Raw genomic sequence first — 18331 nt, 5'->3', positions numbered from 1 at the left:
AGGGTTAAACATCTGACTTACTTGGCTTAGAACACTCTTTGGCATGGCACAGGTTAGCATCTATATTTTGGTTTCCCAGCAACCGCAACCACAACGCCGGTAAGTGCTTAGGCCGGACATTAGGGCTCTCAAGCTGAACAGGGAGCGCAGAAGACCAAGTACCGTCACCTTCGAGGGTGGCGAACACAAACTGAAATGGCAAGTAATCGACCATCCCCAGACGCAGATCAGTGACAGTCAGGCTATCCCCTACCTGCTCATATTTTACAAACTGACGAGTAAAGTCCTCTAACATAACAAGATGCTGTGGTTTTTCTTCCAGCTTCCACTGCCCGCGTTCCTTGGCTATAAAATCGATAGTGACCTCGTCATCGAGCAAGGATGTTAAGCCTTCCCAATAGGTATCACCATCTAACACCACAACACGCCACAGTACGGTATTGACAGGCGTCGGGGTGATAAAAACAGGTTTACCTGCCATAGGAGTATCAGCCAGCTGACTCTGTACCCTATCTTCAATAACATTGAGTGCGATAACTGACCAGAGTAGGTACAGGCTGGATATCGCCAGTCCAATACCGCACAACCTTGCCATTTTTCTTCGCCATAGCAAACTCGCTGCAACCACCACCAGTAACGGAACAGTATAGAGCGGGTCGATAATAAAGATGCTGGAGACAGCCACACTAACCGAAAGAGGCCACAACAGTTGTGTACCGTATGAGGTAAAAGAATCCAATAACGGGTGTGTAATAAGACAAGCGGCCACTAAAAACCATAACTGGTTAAAGCTAAAGGTTGTGGCTCGCCACTTTTGCCAACACCATGCCAGCAAAAACGAAAACGGTAACAGGACAAGTATCGAATGGCTGAAGCCGCGGTGTTTCACCATATCCGATACGGGATCACCATAGCTCACAAGCACATCCAGATCTGGCAGGGTACCGAGGGCGGCCCCGGCCAATAATACTTTTGGCGAACATTTCTTGCCTGCCACCAAGCCCGCAACAGCGGCACCTAACGCGGCCTGAGTAATTGAGTCCAAATTTTCTCCTTTTCGACCAGGTTATATAATATTTTTATGGTCTTCATCCTCGGCTGATTCGGCACACCTTACCAAACTTACGCACCAAAGAACAAAAAGCTCAGTACGAGTAAAGTAAACAAAAGTAAAAATATGGGTTTGGTCGCAGTTCAGCCAAACTGAATTCGCTACTTTAAATCAGGCAACATCAATTCACTCTGACAAAGGGAAGATGTATATGCCAACAAAAGTTTCTGAATACATGACACGAAAAGTCATCACTATCCAGCCTGAAGCCGGTCTCCGTGAAGCCTTCTTTTTAATGCGCGATGAAGCTATCCGCCATTTACCCGTCACAAATGAAGCAGGCGAACTGATAGGTATTGTCAGTGACCGCGAACTCCGCCGACCGGGCTGGGTTGATGAATCACCGGATATCGGCCATGAATACGACCTAACCGATGATCTGCATATTGGTGATGTCATGATCAGAGATATTGTACACGTTCGTACCTATGACACGCTGACCAAAGCTGTCAGAACCCTGCTTGACTATCATGTGGGGGCGGCGCCTGTGTTGGATAAAACAGGGGATTTGGTCGGAATACTGTCAGCTGTTGACCTGCTCAAAGCCTTCCAGAACACACTGGAATCACAAAAATCGAGCAAAAAGAACAAGAGCCTTGCCTGACGCATTAATATCGTTAGACCATGCGTTTCACCAAGAAAAAAGGCTTGCCAGGATGGCAAGCCTTTCAGTTTAAAGCGTTAGTTAAATAACCCTTTCAATAATTTATCGGCTACCTTCTTAACATCGTCATCTTTGGCCTTGTCACCCAGTAACTTTTCAAGCCCGCGCTCGACTTCCTTATGGGCTTTTTCCTCCAGCTTGTTGTTTTGCTTCAGAAGCCCAGCTAGATCCATCGAGAACTTAGGTTCCGTCCAGTCACCTTTGACATCAATCGGCAGCGTTAAATCGGCAACTTCATCGACTTGCTTGCCACCTTGACCTTTGCTGGTTGCAACAACCGAGGTATTCACCTTGAAATCAATCGCTTCACTAACAAGATTAGTCTGACCTTTACCTGCTATACGCAGCAGCGGAGAATCAAGATCCAAATTAGTCGTTGATGCCTTGCCCGAACCCAGCTTGATCGTTGCTGTCAGTCCAGAGAAATCTGTTTTCTTCTCTTCTTTTACATACTCGGCTTTCTTGCCTTTCAATGTTGCTCTGGCTTCACGGATCATCTCAGGCACGTTCACCCCGTAAACCGCCCCATCGGCAAACTTGATATCCACAGTACCGGCAACATTCTCTCGGATACGTTTTTCGGCCAATCCAGTACCGGCCAGACTCATCGTGATATTACCTTTACCGGCGAGTACATCATTGTCGACAACATCGACCATCAGCGGTTGGATCTGTACTCCACTGATCTTGTTAGTCACTTTATAAGTTGGCAGCTTACCGTTGGCATTCAACATGGCTTGCATTTTAATGCTACCGTCATACAGTTCAGCGTCTAAGTGGTTAAGCTTAAGTACCCCTTTGGCTACTTTTACATCCACCAGCACATTGGCCAGCTTGGCGTTGGCGGCTTTAAATTTACCTAGCTTCACCGTGCCTGCAACATCAAGACTCTTCAGGGCCGACAGGTCTGGTTCTTGGTTCTTGTCCGCTGCAGAGGCAGTCTCCGGAGCGGTACCGGCGGTTGTCGAACCTACGTCTTCTGCTCCGGCTTGCGACGATGTTTCTTTCTTGTCGAGGCCGAGGAAAGCATCTAGGTCAATGTTGTCACTGTTAACGGCAAAGCGGATCACCGGAATATCAGCCGCCTTGAACGAAGCGTTTCCGTTCACACTGATCTCATCAATATCCGCCTTAAACTGCGACAAGGTCGCCATGCCCTTATTGACGTCATAGTCAGCATCGGCACTTAGCTTGACTGCCATTTCTGGGCGAGGCAATGTGGCCCCTTTCAGGCCTGACTCCAGTGCCAACGCCTGCAGCTGAACAAAATCAAAGGCCTCACTGAGCTTCAAGCGTGTTTCGCCCTTAGCATCAAAAGCAAGAGCAGGCACTTCCCCTGTTACAGCAAATGTGACTGCCGACCAATCACCTGCTTTGAACTTATCCATGGTTACTGTCAGCGACTGGATATCATTCAGTTTGTCTTTTGCCGTTGCAGACAATTGCATATTCTTCAGCTCGGCATTATTCATCTCCGGCACGATAAATAGCTCAGAGGCGCCGTTAGCAGTAAAGGCCAGCTCACCATTTTGGCCAGCCACATCAAACTCGGCCTGGGTCCATTCGCCAGGCGCAAACCGGCTCAGGGTAAAGTTCAGCGCGCTGATGGCAGTAAAAGTCCCGGCTTGATCATCACGGATCTCGGCACTGGCATTGACTAACTCAACGCCTTCAAGGCTGATTGTCCATGGCTCGGCGCCACCTTGATTCTGTGGGGCTGTTTCCGTAGCTGCAGTTGGCTGATCAGCGACTGTATTATTTTCAGCTTGCTTGCTTGATTGGCCTAAAGCATCAAGGTTATTCACCCCATCTTTGCGAGTCTGGATAAACACCCGACCATCCTGCAAGCTAATGTGCCCGATCTCAAGATGACGAGAGAACAAAGGCACAACAGATACAGAAAGCTCAGCGCTGCCCAGCTGAATCAAATTTGGCTCGGCAAACCCTTCCGGATTACGAAACTCTGTCTGGCCTAGCGTAAAACCTATACTCGGAAAGAAACGCCAGCCAATGTCACCGCGGATCACCAACTCTTGGCCTGTGGCTTTCTTTACCTGCTCGGCAAGTAATGGCTTAAACTGGTTAGGGTCGACCAATGCCAACAATGCACCAACCCCCACTACGATAACAATTACAATTGCCAGTACGGCATACAAAAGCTTTTTCATCGTGTCCTCGTGTTATCCGTCCACATTGAATTGGGTTATACCCAAGCGACATCTTCTTGGGGTTGCTTGGCTATACGACAGCGAATAGAACTATAAGTTTTTAATTATCTGTGATTAAAGCAAAAAAATAGGCAGCCGTTAAGGCTGCCTATTCAAATATCATCATTATCAATTCAAGACTGACAGTCTCAACCTTGTTTGGCTGGTTCTTATGATTTCAGCAATTTGGCAATATGCGCTTTCAACACGTCAATCGCAATACGGTTTTTTCCGCCACGAGGAACGATAATATCGGCATATTGTTTAGACGGTTCAATAAACTGCATGAACATAGGACGCACCGTCTTTTGGTACTGCTCAAGTACCGATTCCATTGTACGATCACGTTCAGCAACATCACGCTGCAAGCGACGCAGCAGACAGATATCCAGTGGAGTATCCATAAAGACACTTGCATGCATGATCTCGCGCAGGCGAGGATCAGTCAGTAGCAAGATACCTTCCAGAATAATCACCTTTTTCGGTGTCATTGGTGTGGTTTCTACCAGACGCGTGTGTTCGCTGTAGCTATACTGCGGCACTTCTACCGCATTACCTTCAACCAACATCTGCAGATGATCACAGAGTAAGTTGTGATCAAGCGCATTCGGGTGATCGTAGTTAGTTTTGACCCGCTCTTCCATGCTCAGGTGACTTTGATCGCTATAGTAACAATCTTCCGTGATAACACCGATCTGATGATCGCCGACCTTTTCTTTTAGCTCTTTGTAAACTGTACTGGCAATCAGGCTTTTACCGGACGCAGAAGCGCCTGCGATACCGATAATTACGCATTGGTGAGAGTTTTCAGACATATCAGAAAGCACCTGTAAGACAACGTAGCGAGGTGGAAATACTCATTTAAACAACTATCTGCCATTTGATGGCTAACCAGATAATTGTGCGAATAGGTATAATTAAACCGCCTGATTATAGGGATTTACGCGGCCAGATGCCAGCAAAAATGCGACATCTAGCACTATTGGTTATAAACCTTTCAGAATTGTTGCAAGTAAAGGTTTACATTGTACGAATTGCAATCTGCTCAGCAACAGGCTCACCCTGCCAGAATAAGCGGCTGGCAACCTGCCCAGCCAGGTCAATGTAGGCGCTAGCCTGCTCCGAATCAGGTGACGATGCGACCGTTGGTTTGCCGCTATCAATATCTTCACGAATCTTAATATGCAGAGGGAGTTGCGCGAGCAGTGGCACAGAGTAGTTCTTTGCCATGCGCTCTGCCCCGCCGGTGCCAAAAATCGCCTCGTGATGGCCGCAATTACTGCAAATATGATAGCTCATGTTTTCGACAACGCCCACAACAGGAACATTGACCTTGTTAAACATATTGATCCCCTTGATGGCATCAGCCAAAGCCAGATCCTGCGGAGTGGTAATAACCACAGCACCTGTTACCGGGATCTGCTGGGCCAGCGTAAGCTGGATATCCCCGGTACCTGGTGGCATATCAATCACCAGATAATCAAGATCCGGCCACCAGGTCTCTGTAATAATTTGGGTAAGTGCCTTTGAAGCCATCGGCCCGCGCCAGATCGTTGCACTGTCAGCAGGAACCAGATAACCGACCGAATTGGTGAACAATCCACACGACTCTATCGGCATCATCATCTTACCGTCAGGAGATTGCGGCTTCTCATCGACCGTACCCAGCATCATCGGCACTGATGGGCCATAGATATCGGCATCTAGCAAACCCACTTTGGCACCTTGTTTTTGTAGTCCCAATGCCAGGTTAACCGCTGTGGTCGATTTGCCTACCCCGCCTTTGGCAGAGCTAACCACAATAATATTCTTCACCCCTTTCAACGGTGACTTGTCTCCGGCAGCCAGAGGCGCAACTCGGGTAGTCACAGTAAAAGTCATGCTCTGCGCGACATGGTGGAGCTGCTGCTGTGTAATAATCCAATGCTCAAGCAGCTCGGTTACTGATCCCGCAGCAAACGGCAAGGTGATCGATACGACACCTTGTGCTGATACCGATACCACATTCGGTGTTTCGGCCCACTCATGATGCAGCCACGGATGCTCGAACTGATTAAGCCATCGGCAAATATCAGCAACACTCTCAAATCGGATCATTGAATCACTACTCATCGTTTTTAGCGCTCCATTCTTATCGTTCCCGTTCATCGTACCACCAAAGCCTATTTATCGCTGCTATTTAGCGGGATTATCACTGGATGATGCTAGGCAACACGCTGTCCATCAGGTAATATTTGAGGCTACGTTTTTTTACCCATCACGAGCGAAATAAGTAATTATGGCTGCAAATCCAAGAAAAATTCTGGTGACCTGCGCCCTGCCGTACGCTAACGGTTCTATCCACTTGGGGCACATGCTTGAGCATGTACAAGCGGATATCTGGGTGCGCTATCAGCGCCTTCGCGGCAACGAAGTTCATTTCATCTGTGCAGACGATGCACACGGCACTCCAATCATGCTTAAGGCCCAGCAGATGGGTATGGAACCTGAGCAGATGATTGCCGAAGTGAGCAAAGAGCACCAGGCCGACTTTGCTGGCTTCGATATTAGCTTTGACAACTACCACAGCACGCATTCCGACGAGAACCGTGAGCTGGCGTCGTTCGTTTACAATCAGCTAAAAGAGAAAGGCTTTATTACTAGCCGCACAATTTCTCAGCTATTTGATCCTGAGAAAGAAATGTTCCTACCAGATCGTTTCGTAAAAGGCTCCTGTCCGAAGTGTAAGGCAGAAGACCAATACGGTGACAACTGTGACAACTGTGGCGAAACCTACAGTCCAACAGATTTGATCAACCCGAAATCTGCAGTCTCTGGCGCGACACCAGTCATGAAAGATTCCGAGCACTTCTTCTTCGACCTACCTCAGTTCGAAGGGATGCTAAAAGAGTGGACCCGATCAGGTGCACTTCAGGATGAAACTGCCAACAAGATGCAAGAATGGTTCGAATCTGGTCTACAACAATGGGATATCTCGCGTGATGCGCCATACTTTGGCTTCGAGATCCCGGGAGAGACAGGCAAATACTTCTATGTATGGCTGGATGCACCTATCGGCTACATGGGTTCATTCAAGAACCTGTGTGACAAACGTGATGACCTGAACTTCGACGAGTTCTGGAACAAAGACAGCTCTACCGAACTTTATCACTTCATCGGTAAAGACATCGTTTACTTCCACAGCCTGTTCTGGCCGGCTATGCTCGATGGTGCCGGTCTGCGTAAACCAAACAATGTATTTGTTCACGGCTACGTTACCGTAAACGGCGCGAAAATGTCGAAGTCAAAGGGTACCTTTATTAAAGCAGGTACTTACCTACAGCACCTAGACCCAGAATGCCTACGTTACTACTATGCTGCGAAACTGAACAACCGTATTGATGATCTTGACCTTAACCTTGAAGACTTCACCCAGCGTGTAAACAGCGATGTAGTGAACAAGATTGTTAACCTGGCATCACGTAATGCTGGCTTCATCGCCAAACGGTTCGAAGGCAAGCTGTCAGACAGCTTTGCTGAACCAGAGCTATATGCTGAGTTTGTTGCGGCTTCTGACCGTATCGCGGAGCTTTTCGAAAACCGTGAATACAGCCGTGCTATCCGTGAAATTACAGCTCTGGCAGACAAAGCTAACCAATACGTTGATGAAAAAGCGCCTTGGGTTGTTGCTAAACAGGAAGGTAAAGATCAGGAACTACAGGAAATATGCTCTGTGGGAATCAACCTGTTCCGCGTCCTGATGACCTACCTGAAGCCTGTAATGCCACATCTGGCAGAACGCACTGAGGGCTTCCTGAACGAAACCCTGACATGGGAAGGTATCGCCCAGCCGCTGACAGGCCACGAAGTCACTAAGTTCAAAGCACTGTTCAACCGTATCGATCCTAAGCACGTTGAAGCAATGCTAGAATCTTCAAAAGAAGATGCAGCAGCAGAAAAAGCAGCCTCTGAAGCTGCAGCAAAGCCTACTGGCCCACTGTCTGAAGAGCCTATCGAAGCAGAAATCGAGTTTGACGACTTCGCCAAAGTTGATATGCGTATTGCGAAGATTGTTTCCTGCGAAGAAGTGCCAAAAGCAAACAAGCTACTTAAATTCCAATTGGATATCGGTGGCGAGATGCGTCAGGTATTCTCGGGTATCAAATCTGCCTACACGCCTGAAGAACTGATTGGCAAGCACACTGTTATGGTTGCCAACCTCAAACCTCGTAAGATGAAGTTTGGCATGTCTGAAGGCATGATCCTGGCTGCTGGCCCGGGTGGTAAAGATCTGTGGATCCTTGAGCCGCACGAAGGCGCACAGCCTGGTATGCGAGTGATGTAAGTAGCATCATCATTAAATAAGGAGCTTCGGCTCCTTTTTTATTGCGCTAAACCCACTCACAATAACCGACAGTTTATTCATAGGGGCGATAAACAACTAAATCATCCCTATTTACTTTCAAACTACTGATAGTTCACCGCTTATCTTATTCTCTTAACCTTCTCATTACCTATCAAAGTGCATATCGCTTTACAGAATAATTTATCGACAAGAACAGATGTTAACGACTACTTTTATCATGACGATAAATCACGCTTTTACTAGGTGTAAACGCAGGTAACATTCGCTAATTTCGAAGTGGCAGCACAAAAACTGTATAGTTATCAACCAACAGGTTAATATTTGGTTAATTTTGATGTTTTCAGAACAGCATTCTGTCGTAAAAAGTGTGATCTGAAACATACCTTTTAATTTTGTACGGCATTTTACTTCGCATTAACACCTAAACTGCTGTTAACCTGCTCCGCGCTCTGGTGAATGATTTACAGAGTGAATAATTATAAGGAGTGTTCATTTCATGCCAACACAAAAAAAGAAAATGTCCCTGACTGGCCGAGTGATCCTCGGCATGTTGATGGGCATCTTGACAGGATTCGCTATTCGCTCCCTTTTTGCAGAGACCTCATTTGTACACGAATATCTAGTGAATGGCCTGTTTGACGTTGGTGGTGCAATCTTCATTGCTAGCTTGAAAATGCTGGTTGTGCCTTTAGTCTTTGTTTCCCTAGTTTGCGGTACCAGTACGCTGAATGATATCAGCACCCTGGGACGTCTCGGGGGCAAAACGCTGTTGTTCTATCTAACAACAACCGCAATTGCTATCACCCTTGCACTAACCATGGGTAACCTGTTCCAACCAGGAGCCGGCGCCGATCTTTCCGCTGCAACGACGTTTGCAGCCAAAGAAGCACCTTCCTTGGGTGATGTGATCATCGGGATGTTCCCGACTAACCCAATCAACTCCATGGCACAGGGCAACACGCTACAAATTATCGTGTTTGCAATTCTATTCGGTGTCGCTATTAGTGCTGCCGGCAAACCCGGTGAACGTATTGCCGCGGTCTTCGCTGACCTCAACGAAGTCATCATGAAGCTAGTTGCCTTGTTGATGCACATTGCACCTTTCGGTGTATTCTTCCTGATGGCGAAATTGTTTACAGGAATCGGCCTTGATGCCATCTACAATCTATTTGGCTACTTCGTGGTATTGACTTGTACGCTGTTAATTCATGGCCTGGTTGTATACAGCACCATGCTTAAAGTGTTCACCGGTTTAAGTCCGAAAGTGTTCTTGAAAAAGATGGAGGATGCAATCATGTTTGCTTTCTCTACTGCTTCATCAAACGCGACAATTCCGGTAACCATGGAAACAGCGACCAAGCGCCTAGGTGTTTCTAACCGCATTGCATCATTCACCGTACCGCTTGGTGCAACCATCAACATGGATGGTACTGCAATCATGCAAGGTGTTGCGACGGCGTTCATTGCACAGGCATTCAATATTGACCTGACAATGGGCGACTACATGGCTGTTATCGTAACCGCCACCCTCGCTTCTATTGGCACAGCCGGTGTACCAGGTGTCGGTTTAATCATGCTGGCAATGGTATTGAGTCAAGTTGGCCTGCCTGTCGAAGGTATCGCGATTATCATGGGTGTCGATCGACTACTTGATATGATTCGTACTGCAGTTAATATCACCGGTGACAGTGCCGTAACGTGTATTGTGGCTAAATCGGAAGGTGAAATGGATCTTGACCGATTTAATGATCCAGCCGCTGGCGAGAAAGATGAAGAAGTACATCTTCACCCGCAAGCTAAAACAGCAAATTTCGACTAAAGACAATTGCTGGCTACGGTTACTTAACCTAACAAAAGCCCCGCAAGGGGCTTTTTGCACCACCCTCTTGCACCACGGCGATACAAACCTGCCCAATCAATGCGCAGTATTCTTTCCTTACAACAAACGCCAGCATTAAGATATTGATATTTAATAATAATTAATTTAAATATACAATTTTATCAGCGGCACAATTATTGCTGTTCTACCTCTACGATGCATTCTTTATCCTGGAGGGAATATGCTATTCATATCGCTATTCGTTGGGTTTGCTCTTGGCCTTGGCTACTACATCTACCATACAAGACAAAGCAATTCACTACTGCAAAACCGCTTTAATCAAGTGATCGGACTACGCCAGCTTATCCACCTACTACGCTTTCATCGCCGTCAGACCCACCTGCTACTTTATAGCGAAAGAGCAAATGCCGTCGTTGAGCAGCCCTTGAACGAGTCTCTGGCGATTCAGAACCTGCTTCGTACCCTAATAAGCCAGGCGGAACAGTCACAAAGGCCCATGTATCGAATACTGATGAAGCGTATCACCGTTCTGCTGGACGAGTGGCCGCGCTATTCAGTACAAAGAAATCAGGCTGTTCATGGAAAAACGATACGCCACGTCCTGTACCTGATTGATGATACTGTTACCCAGAGCTTACTAGTGACAGACAAAGAACAGCTATTTAAGCAATACCAGTCAGTCTGGCCCATCACCTTAAACGCTATCGATAGCCTAAGCCGCTTTCGACATACAATTTACAATTTTACCCCCAACAGTCTGGCTATGAAGCGCGAGCTCAGATTGCATAGCCAAATCCTACGACGACGCCTGGACCAAATGAGTATCCTGAACAGCGAGCCCGTATCACCGCTTATAGTTGAATCACTATTTGACCAATTCGAAAAAATTGACCTAGACAACTCAAACAATGCCCAAAGCAAAGAACAGCTTTATCACTTTTCACAGCTGGTTTCCGAGACACTTTTCAACCTGTTTGATTTGGTGCTTGCTGACATTGGTAAGGAGATATCAGTCCGGTTGCCTGAACTTCCTGTCGATGGAGGCAAGGTTGTACGACTATCACAACATAACCAAGCAGTTGATTAGCTCCATAAAACAAAAAACCCAGCCTAAGCTGGGTTTTTCTGACTCACAATTGGCAATTAACCGATGTGAGTTTCGCCGTTCATGTACTTACGTAGTACTTCAGGGATCATAATACGGCCATCAGCTTCTTGGTTATTCTCAAGAATAGCAACCATAGTACGGCCAACCGCAAGACCTGAACCGTTTAGTGTGTGAACAAGCTCAGGCTTCTTCTCTGCCTTACGGCGGAAACGAGCTTGCATACGACGCGCCTGGAAATCCCACATGTTTGAACAAGAAGAGATTTCACGATAAGTTTCTTGAGCTGGAACCCAGACTTCAAGATCATATGTTTTCGCTGAACCGAAGCCCATATCACCAGTACAAAGAATAACTTTACGATAAGGAAGCTCTAGCAACTGAAGAACTTTCTCAGCATGGCCAGTAAGCTCTTCTAGTGCTGCCATTGAATCTTCTGGCTTCGTGATCTGAACAAGTTCAACTTTGTCAAACTGGTGCATACGAATAAGGCCACGAGTATCACGACCATAAGAACCCGCCTCAGAACGGAAACATGGCGTGTGTGCAGTCATCTTAAGAGGAAGATCCGCTTCATCTGTAATGGTATCGCGAACCATGTTTGTCACTGGTACTTCCGCAGTAGGGATCAGTGACATGCCAACACCTTCTTCCGTTGCCGGCTTAGTGTGGAATAGATCTTCACCGAACTTCGGCAGCTGACCGGTACCAAACAAACTGTCTTTGTTGACCAGGTAAGGAACATACATTTCTGTGTAGCCGTGCTCATCGGTGTGAAGATCCAGCATAAACTGGGCAATCGCACGATGTAGACGGGCAAATTTGCCCTTCATCACGATAAAACGCGAGCCAGAAATCTTAACTGCGCTTGCGAAATCAAGACCGCCAGCGATTTCACCCAAATCAACATGATCTTTAACTTCAAAATCATAAGTCTTCGGCTGGCCCCAACGAGAAACTTCAACATTCTCGTCTTCGTCTTTACCTGTTGGTACAGCGTCATCTGGCAAGTTAGGAACAGAAAGCGTAATATCCTGAAGCTCATTTTGCAGATCAGCTAACGCTTTTTTTGCTTCGTCTAGATCGCTGCCAAGGTTGGCTACTTCAGCAAGAATCTTTTCAGCGGCTTCATGATCGCCTTTAGCTTTAGCTTGACCAATCGACTTCGATCGCGAGTTACGCAAAGCCTGTAGCTCTTCAGTCTTAACTTGAAGGGACTTACGTTGCTCTTCTAGGTTGCGTAATTTTTCAACGTCAAGGGTAAAACCACGACGCGCGAGTTTTGCAGCTGTTTCATCCAGCTCAGTTCGAAGTAATTTAGAATCTAGCATGCTAATCCTGTGCTCTTAATATTCTGAAATGCACGTTATTTAGACAATTCTTGTCAAAATAATCTTAGGTTTACGGAACGCCAGTCAATCCGGCGCCAATCCATCAACGATACCCAAAAAGCCTTATTATTGGTAGCGCTTTAATGCGCTTTTTGCATCTAAAGAAGCAAGATAATCCAACTTTTCGGTAATTTTAGTTTCCAAACCGCGATTTGTTGGATGATAGTAGCGAGTACCTTCCATTTCCTGCGGGAAATAACACTCTCCAGCCGCATACGCTCCCGGCTCATCATGGGCATAGCGATATTCTTCACCATAGCCCAAATCTTTCATCAGCTTGGTCGGGGCATTTCGCAAGTGGTTCGGAACTTCATAGTCGGGATGGTTCATGGCATCTGCCTTAGCCTGGCTAAAGGCAGTATAAACGGCATTACTTTTTGCTGCGCAGGCTAGATAGACAATCGCCTGGGCAATGGCACGCTCGCCTTCATAAGCTCCTACCCGGGTAAAACAATCCCATGCCGATATTGCTACCTGCATCGCTCGCGGATCGGCATTGCCTATATCTTCCGATGCAATTGCCAATAAGCGGCGCGCTACATAAAGCGGATCACAGCCGGCCTGCAGCATACGGGCAAACCAATACAGAGCACCGTCAGGGTTAGAACCTCGGATAGACTTATGGACAGCGGAAATCATGTCATACCAAAGATCCCCTTTGTTGTCGAAACGGGCAATTTTTTCTCCTGCCACTTCGGCCAGCAACGACAGAGTGATCGGCTTAATGCCTTTATCGTTCCCTTCCGCCATATCGATTAACTGCTCAAGGTAGTTCAACGACATACGCGCATCACCACAAACTAGCTCGGCCAATCGCTTCTTCACATCATCGACAAACTCAAGATTGGTTTCGCGGATCCCCCGATCTGAATCAGTTAACGCCTGCTCGATGACCTCAAGAATCTCTGCAGCCTCTAGTGATTTAAGTTTATAAACCCGAGCCCGGGATAACAGTGCGTTATTAAGCTCAAACGACGGGTTTTCCGTCGTCGCGCCGATAAACGTCACGGTGCCATCTTCGATATGAGGCAAGAAAGCATCCTGCTGACTTTTATTAAAACGATGCACCTCGTCGACAAACAGGATAGTCCGTCGTCCGGCCATCTTGTTATCACGCGCCTTCTCGATAGCAGCGCGGATATCTTTAACACCAGAGGTTACGGCAGACACCCGCTCAACCTCAGCATTGGCATAGTTTGCAGCCACTTCTGCCAATGTCGTCTTACCTGTACCCGGCGGTCCCCATAGAATCATCGAATGGAGATGTCCGGCTTCAAGAGCTCGCCTAAGTGGCTTTCCCTCACCCAGGATATGACGCTGACCAATATACTCCTCTACAGTTCGAGGCCGCATGCGTGCTGCCAGCGGACGAAAATCTGAAGAAAAGTCGAGGCTGAAGTTATTCAAAATAACGGCTCCTTAAAACAAAATTAGGTGGCACAAATGTGCCACCTAAAATAACTGTGCGAGTATCAGATAGTATTTAGTTGCGCTGGTCGTCAAGCTCAACACCTTTAGGGGGCGTAAATTTGAACAGATCATTCGACTGCGCTTGGCCACTGAATTTACTGAACGAGAAATTACTACGCTGCCCGTCTTGCTCAACAACCGAGAAACCGCGTACCTCACCACTCTTAGCGACTGTAACGACAAACTTGCCCATTGAAGAAGTGCGATCTTTTGGGGTCAGAGTGAAGGTATCGGCCGTCTGGGCAACATTGTACTTCGTCCAATCAGCTGCACTGTTACGAGTCAGCAGCACAAACGGGGTTTGTTCTGTCGCATCCGTTAGCCACATTGCTGTTACCTGCTCGATAAACGGGCTGTAATACCAAAGTGTCTTGCCATCCGATATCAAAAGATTTTCATCAGGTACAACAGTATTCCAGCGGAACAGATTCGGCCGCTGAATCGCCACGTCCCCTTCCCCTTCCACCAGCAAGTCACCTTCCGGGCTGATGACTTTCTGTGTGAAGTCAGCACTGAATGAATTCACTTTCCCCAGTCGGGAACTCAGCTCCTGCTGTGGGGTTGCCCATGCAGCAGAGGACAGAAAAATAGGTGCTGCAACCAGCAGGCTTACTAATACTTTTTTAATCATTATTACTTAACCTTCTCGGTTTAAATCGGTATTCAACCGTTTCCAGAACGATCCGGAAACGATTTTTGGCGCCTGTTGCCTATATGCAAGACTCAAGTTATTCAGTCCTGCGGTGGTGGCGGTGGTGCCAACACCTCACGGTTACCATTATGACCCGGAGCACTAACAATGCCATGGGCTTCCAGCTGCTCGACAATTCGAGCAGCGCGGTTATAACCAATCTTAAATTTACGCTGTACGCCCGATACCGAGCCTCGGCGTGACTCGGCAACAAAAGCGGCGACCTGATCAAATAACTGGTCAAGATCATCATCACCGGCTACGGCTTCACCAGGCAGCAAACCCTCTGCTCCCTGATCAGAATTCAAAATGCCATCAATATATTGCGGCTTTCCGCGCGCTTTCCAGTCATTAACCACATTATGTACATCATCATCCGAGGCAAATGCACCATGTACACGAACAGGGTGGTTTTTACCGGCAGGCAGATACAACATATCACCCATGCCAAGCAAAGATTCCGCCCCGCCCTGATCCAGAATCGTTCTCGAATCCGTTTTAGTCGATACGGTAAAGGCCATCCGGCTTGGGATATTCGCCTTGATCAGGCCTGTTATTACATCAACAGACGGGCGCTGTGTCGCCAGTACCAGGTGAATACCAGCTGCTCGGGCTTTCTGTGCCAGACGGGCAATCAGCTCTTCGACCTTCTTGCCAACAACCATCATCAGATCGGCAAACTCATCGACAATTACCACAATACTTGGCATCTTTTCCAAGATTGGCGGATATTCATCCATGCTATCACCCGGCTTCCACAACGGGTCGTGAATAGGATGGCCAGCCGCAGCCGCTTCTGCCAATTTAGCGTTATAACCCGCTAGGTTACGCACTCCGACCGCTGCCATCAGTTTGTAACGTCGTTCCATTTCCCCGACACACCAGCGCAGGGCATTGCCTGCATCTTTCATGTCCGTAACCACCTCGGTAAGCAGGTGCGGAATACCTTCGTAAATTGAAAGCTCCAGCATTTTCGGGTCAATCATAATGAAACGGCAGTCTTCCGGCTTGCACTTATACAGCAAGCTAACAATCATCACGTTTACACCAACCGACTTACCCGAACCTGTCGTACCTGCTACCAGCAAGTGAGGCATCTTGCTCAAATCGGCCACAATCGCTTCACCAGCGATATCATAGCCCAGCACGATAGGCAGTGCCGCCTTCATTTCCTGGAACCGCTCACTGCCTACGACTTCCGACATATAGACCGTTTCGCGATTTACATTAGGCAACTCCAAACCAATATATGGCTTGCCAGGGATCACTTCGACCACCCGTACTGCAGATGCCGACAGTGCTCGGGCCAAATCTTTTGCCAGACCTGAAATGCGACTGACTTTCACACCCGGTGCTAAGTCCAGCTCATACCGAGTGATCACTGGGCCTGGGTAGACACCAACCACTTTGGCTTTAATCTTATAGTCAGCCAGTTTGGACTCGACCAACATTGCCGTTCGTTTCAGCTCTTCTTCACTGGCCGGCTCTACCGTCTGACGAGCTGGCGCGAGAAGCTCAAGGGTCGGCATCGGTGTTGTCGGTACAGGCAAGTCCGCTTCCTTTTTCATCAAGAACGGATTGTCCAAACCTGCCGCATGAGCCTGGGCCTTTTGGGCATCCCGGATCTTCTGTAAGAATGCCTCTTCGTCAGTGACATCCGCAGGCTCGCCATTTTCCTGTTCAGCACGCTCCAGCTCCGACATTCCATCATGAACACCAATCTCAATATCACCTAAAACAGGCATATCGTCTTGGGCCAGCTCTGGTTCCAAGTCGGCTTGACGTGGCATTACCTGACTTTCTTCAGATATTACGGATCCCATCTGAACTGAATGTGAATCAGGCTCGGGAGAAACAAGTTCGGAAACAACAGGTTCAGAATATGCTGGTTCGAACGAAGCATGCTCAGGTATAGCGGGAGCAAGTGTGACTTGTTCGGATACTGCTGGTTCCGATGAAACTTGTTCAGGTGTAGCAACAGGCTGTTCAGTAACTTGCTCTGATACCGATTCATCCATATAAACCGTGAAATTTTCGTCCTTATCGAGCTCTCGCTCAAGCTCAGCAATCGTCAGCCCCTTGGCCTGTGATGTTGACTTATTCGCCATAACTTCCGGAGCCAAAGGCTCTGGTGCTAATGATTCAGATGCTAATGGGTCAGTTGCAAATCGTTCAGATGTAAGCGATTCATTAAACGTATTTAGCCCTGGTTCTTCATGGGCGGCCGTCAGCTCAACACGTTCTTCCACCTGACCGTCCACCAACACATCTTCCACCGTGATGGCATCAGGCTGTACAATTCGCTGGGGTCTTACACGTTCAGGGATCACAATCTTGGGTGAAGACGGTGCATCATCCCACTCGGGCTCTGCAAACTGCGGTTCTTTGCGGTCTATCGCACTGTCAGCGATTTTAGACTCACTGAGCGAGGCCAATAGCACATCATCGGCATCAGGCGTTTCAGCCTGCTGTGCAAGTTTTGGCGCATAAGCAGTCTGCTGCTCATCGGGAATATCGGCGGCAAAAGGCGTCAAAACCTCTGACTTGTCTGAGCGAACCTTATTTAATAACCACGACAGAGTACCCAGGGTGGTTTCTCCCAGGATATCCACAATGGTCAGCCAGGAAATACCGGTAAACAAGGTAAAGCCCACCGCCCAGACAAACATCAAGACCAAGGTCGTTCCCAGCAGGTTGAGCATTGGCAGGGCCATATTAGAGACCACATCACCGATCACACCACCGGATGAAAAATACCAGATATCATCGAAATTCAAATCAGCCAAGCCGCAACTGGTAAGGAACAACAGCAACAAGCCAAGCAATCGGGTACCATAAATCATGAAATCAATAGATTCACGTTCGCCACGCCGGCGAAATACCACCCATGCCCCTAACACAATAGCGACAGGCAAAGGATAAGCCAGCGATCCCAGGGTAAACAAAAAGGTATCCGCCACGAGCGCCCCTAGAGCGCCAGCCTTGTTTTGGACCGGTCCCTCCCAGGCCGTTTGCGACCACGATGGATCGGCAGGATCGAAACTGACCAGGGCCACCATGATAAATATTGCGGCCAATATACCTATGATCAGAAAGCTTTCTAGCAGACGCTGTCCCCCAGAAAGGCGTAATTTTGGCTGCTGTGTGCCTTTAACTTTCCTCAAAAAACACTCCGGTGTAACAATTGTTGTCGCCTGACTCCAGACAGCCACTAGCGGCTAGCTTACCTTTGCACGATTAATTGTCTTCGTTAATTGGTGCAAATAGTTGTCGGTCAGGCCATTTTAAATCTAATGCCCTATCTTATACTACTTGTCGCAATTTTTTGACTAATACAAGAAAAGTGGGAGCAAAGCATTAAACTCACGAAGTTTCTCTGCCGCGCAGAAAACCGAGTCTATTGTAGACGTTAATAGATGGGAAATATTCATCACAGTGTTAATTCACCCTAGCAGGTGACTGATTTTTGAGCATACGATAGGGTATTCAGGGGAAGAAACAAATCAA

The 18331-nt window shown here is 47.6% G+C and carries 12 protein-coding genes; 4 read left to right on the top strand and 8 right to left on the bottom strand.

All coding sequences use genetic code 11. From position 1 onward, the window contains the following. Window positions 1–4 precede the first annotated feature (4 nt). Window positions 5–1045 (bottom strand): metal-dependent hydrolase, encoded by a 1041-nt coding sequence (locus EDI28_RS01640; RefSeq protein WP_128782096.1) that lies wholly within the window; start codon window positions 1043–1045, stop codon window positions 5–7. Between the two features lie 217 nt (window positions 1046–1262). Between EDI28_RS01640 and EDI28_RS01635 the strand changes: the two genes are divergently transcribed. Continuing rightward, window positions 1263–1715, top strand: coding sequence for a CBS domain-containing protein (locus tag EDI28_RS01635; protein WP_128782095.1), 453 nt, complete (start codon window positions 1263–1265; stop codon window positions 1713–1715). A 77-nt stretch (window positions 1716–1792) separates the two neighbouring features. Here EDI28_RS01635 and EDI28_RS01630 read toward each other — a convergent pair whose 3' ends face one another. From EDI28_RS01630 to apbC, 3 genes are all read right to left on the bottom strand, one after another. After that, window positions 1793–3943 carry an AsmA family protein gene (locus EDI28_RS01630; protein ID WP_128782094.1) on the bottom strand — a complete coding sequence of 717 codons (2151 nt, stop codon included), beginning with the start codon at window positions 3941–3943 and terminating at the stop codon, window positions 1793–1795. 209 nt (window positions 3944–4152) lie between these two features. Continuing rightward, window positions 4153–4797 (bottom strand): uridine kinase, encoded by a 645-nt coding sequence (gene udk, locus EDI28_RS01625; protein WP_128782093.1) that lies wholly within the window; start codon window positions 4795–4797, stop codon window positions 4153–4155. Window positions 4798–5002: 205 nt separating this feature from the next. Beyond that, window positions 5003–6094 carry an iron-sulfur cluster carrier protein ApbC gene (gene apbC / locus EDI28_RS01620; RefSeq protein WP_199287370.1) on the bottom strand — a complete coding sequence of 364 codons (1092 nt, stop codon included), beginning with the start codon at window positions 6092–6094 and terminating at the stop codon, window positions 5003–5005. 166 nt (window positions 6095–6260) lie between these two features. On the opposite strand from apbC, the gene metG reads away from it, so the two are divergent. The 3 genes from metG (at window position 6261) to EDI28_RS01605 (ending at window position 11254) form a co-directional block, all read left to right on the top strand. After that, entirely contained in the window at window positions 6261–8306 is a 2046-nt protein-coding gene (gene metG / locus EDI28_RS01615) for a methionine--tRNA ligase (RefSeq protein WP_128782092.1), read from the top strand. Between the two features lie 517 nt (window positions 8307–8823). Next, on the top strand, window positions 8824–10146 hold the full coding sequence (locus tag EDI28_RS01610) for a dicarboxylate/amino acid:cation symporter (RefSeq protein WP_128782091.1): 1323 nt from the start codon (window positions 8824–8826) through the stop codon (window positions 10144–10146). Window positions 10147–10387: 241 nt separating this feature from the next. Continuing rightward, window positions 10388–11254, top strand: coding sequence for a hypothetical protein (locus EDI28_RS01605; protein WP_128782090.1), 867 nt, complete (start codon window positions 10388–10390; stop codon window positions 11252–11254). Between the two features lie 56 nt (window positions 11255–11310). Here EDI28_RS01605 and serS read toward each other — a convergent pair whose 3' ends face one another. The 4 genes from serS to EDI28_RS01585 all read right to left on the bottom strand — a co-directional run bounded on the left by serS (window position 11311) and on the right by EDI28_RS01585 (window position 17988). Next, window positions 11311–12603, bottom strand: a complete 1293-nt coding sequence (gene serS, locus EDI28_RS01600) for a serine--tRNA ligase (protein WP_128782089.1) — start codon at window positions 12601–12603, stop codon at window positions 11311–11313. Window positions 12604–12729: 126 nt separating this feature from the next. Continuing rightward, window positions 12730–14070 (bottom strand): replication-associated recombination protein A, encoded by a 1341-nt coding sequence (locus EDI28_RS01595; protein ID WP_128782088.1) that lies wholly within the window; start codon window positions 14068–14070, stop codon window positions 12730–12732. Window positions 14071–14146: 76 nt separating this feature from the next. Next, window positions 14147–14761 (bottom strand): outer membrane lipoprotein periplasmic chaperone LolA, encoded by a 615-nt coding sequence (lolA, locus tag EDI28_RS01590; protein WP_486875469.1) that lies wholly within the window; start codon window positions 14759–14761, stop codon window positions 14147–14149. A gap of 104 nt (window positions 14762–14865) precedes the next feature. Beyond that, complete coding sequence (locus EDI28_RS01585) at window positions 14866–17988, bottom strand: DNA translocase FtsK 4TM domain-containing protein (RefSeq protein ID WP_128782086.1); 3123 nt, start codon at window positions 17986–17988, stop codon at window positions 14866–14868. Window positions 17989–18331: the final 343 nt, after the last annotated feature.

Source organism: Photobacterium chitinilyticum (genome assembly GCF_004104355.1).
Lineage (GTDB): Bacteria > Pseudomonadota > Gammaproteobacteria > Enterobacterales > Vibrionaceae > Photobacterium > Photobacterium chitinilyticum.
This window is presented reverse-complemented; position numbering and strand designations above follow the sequence as displayed.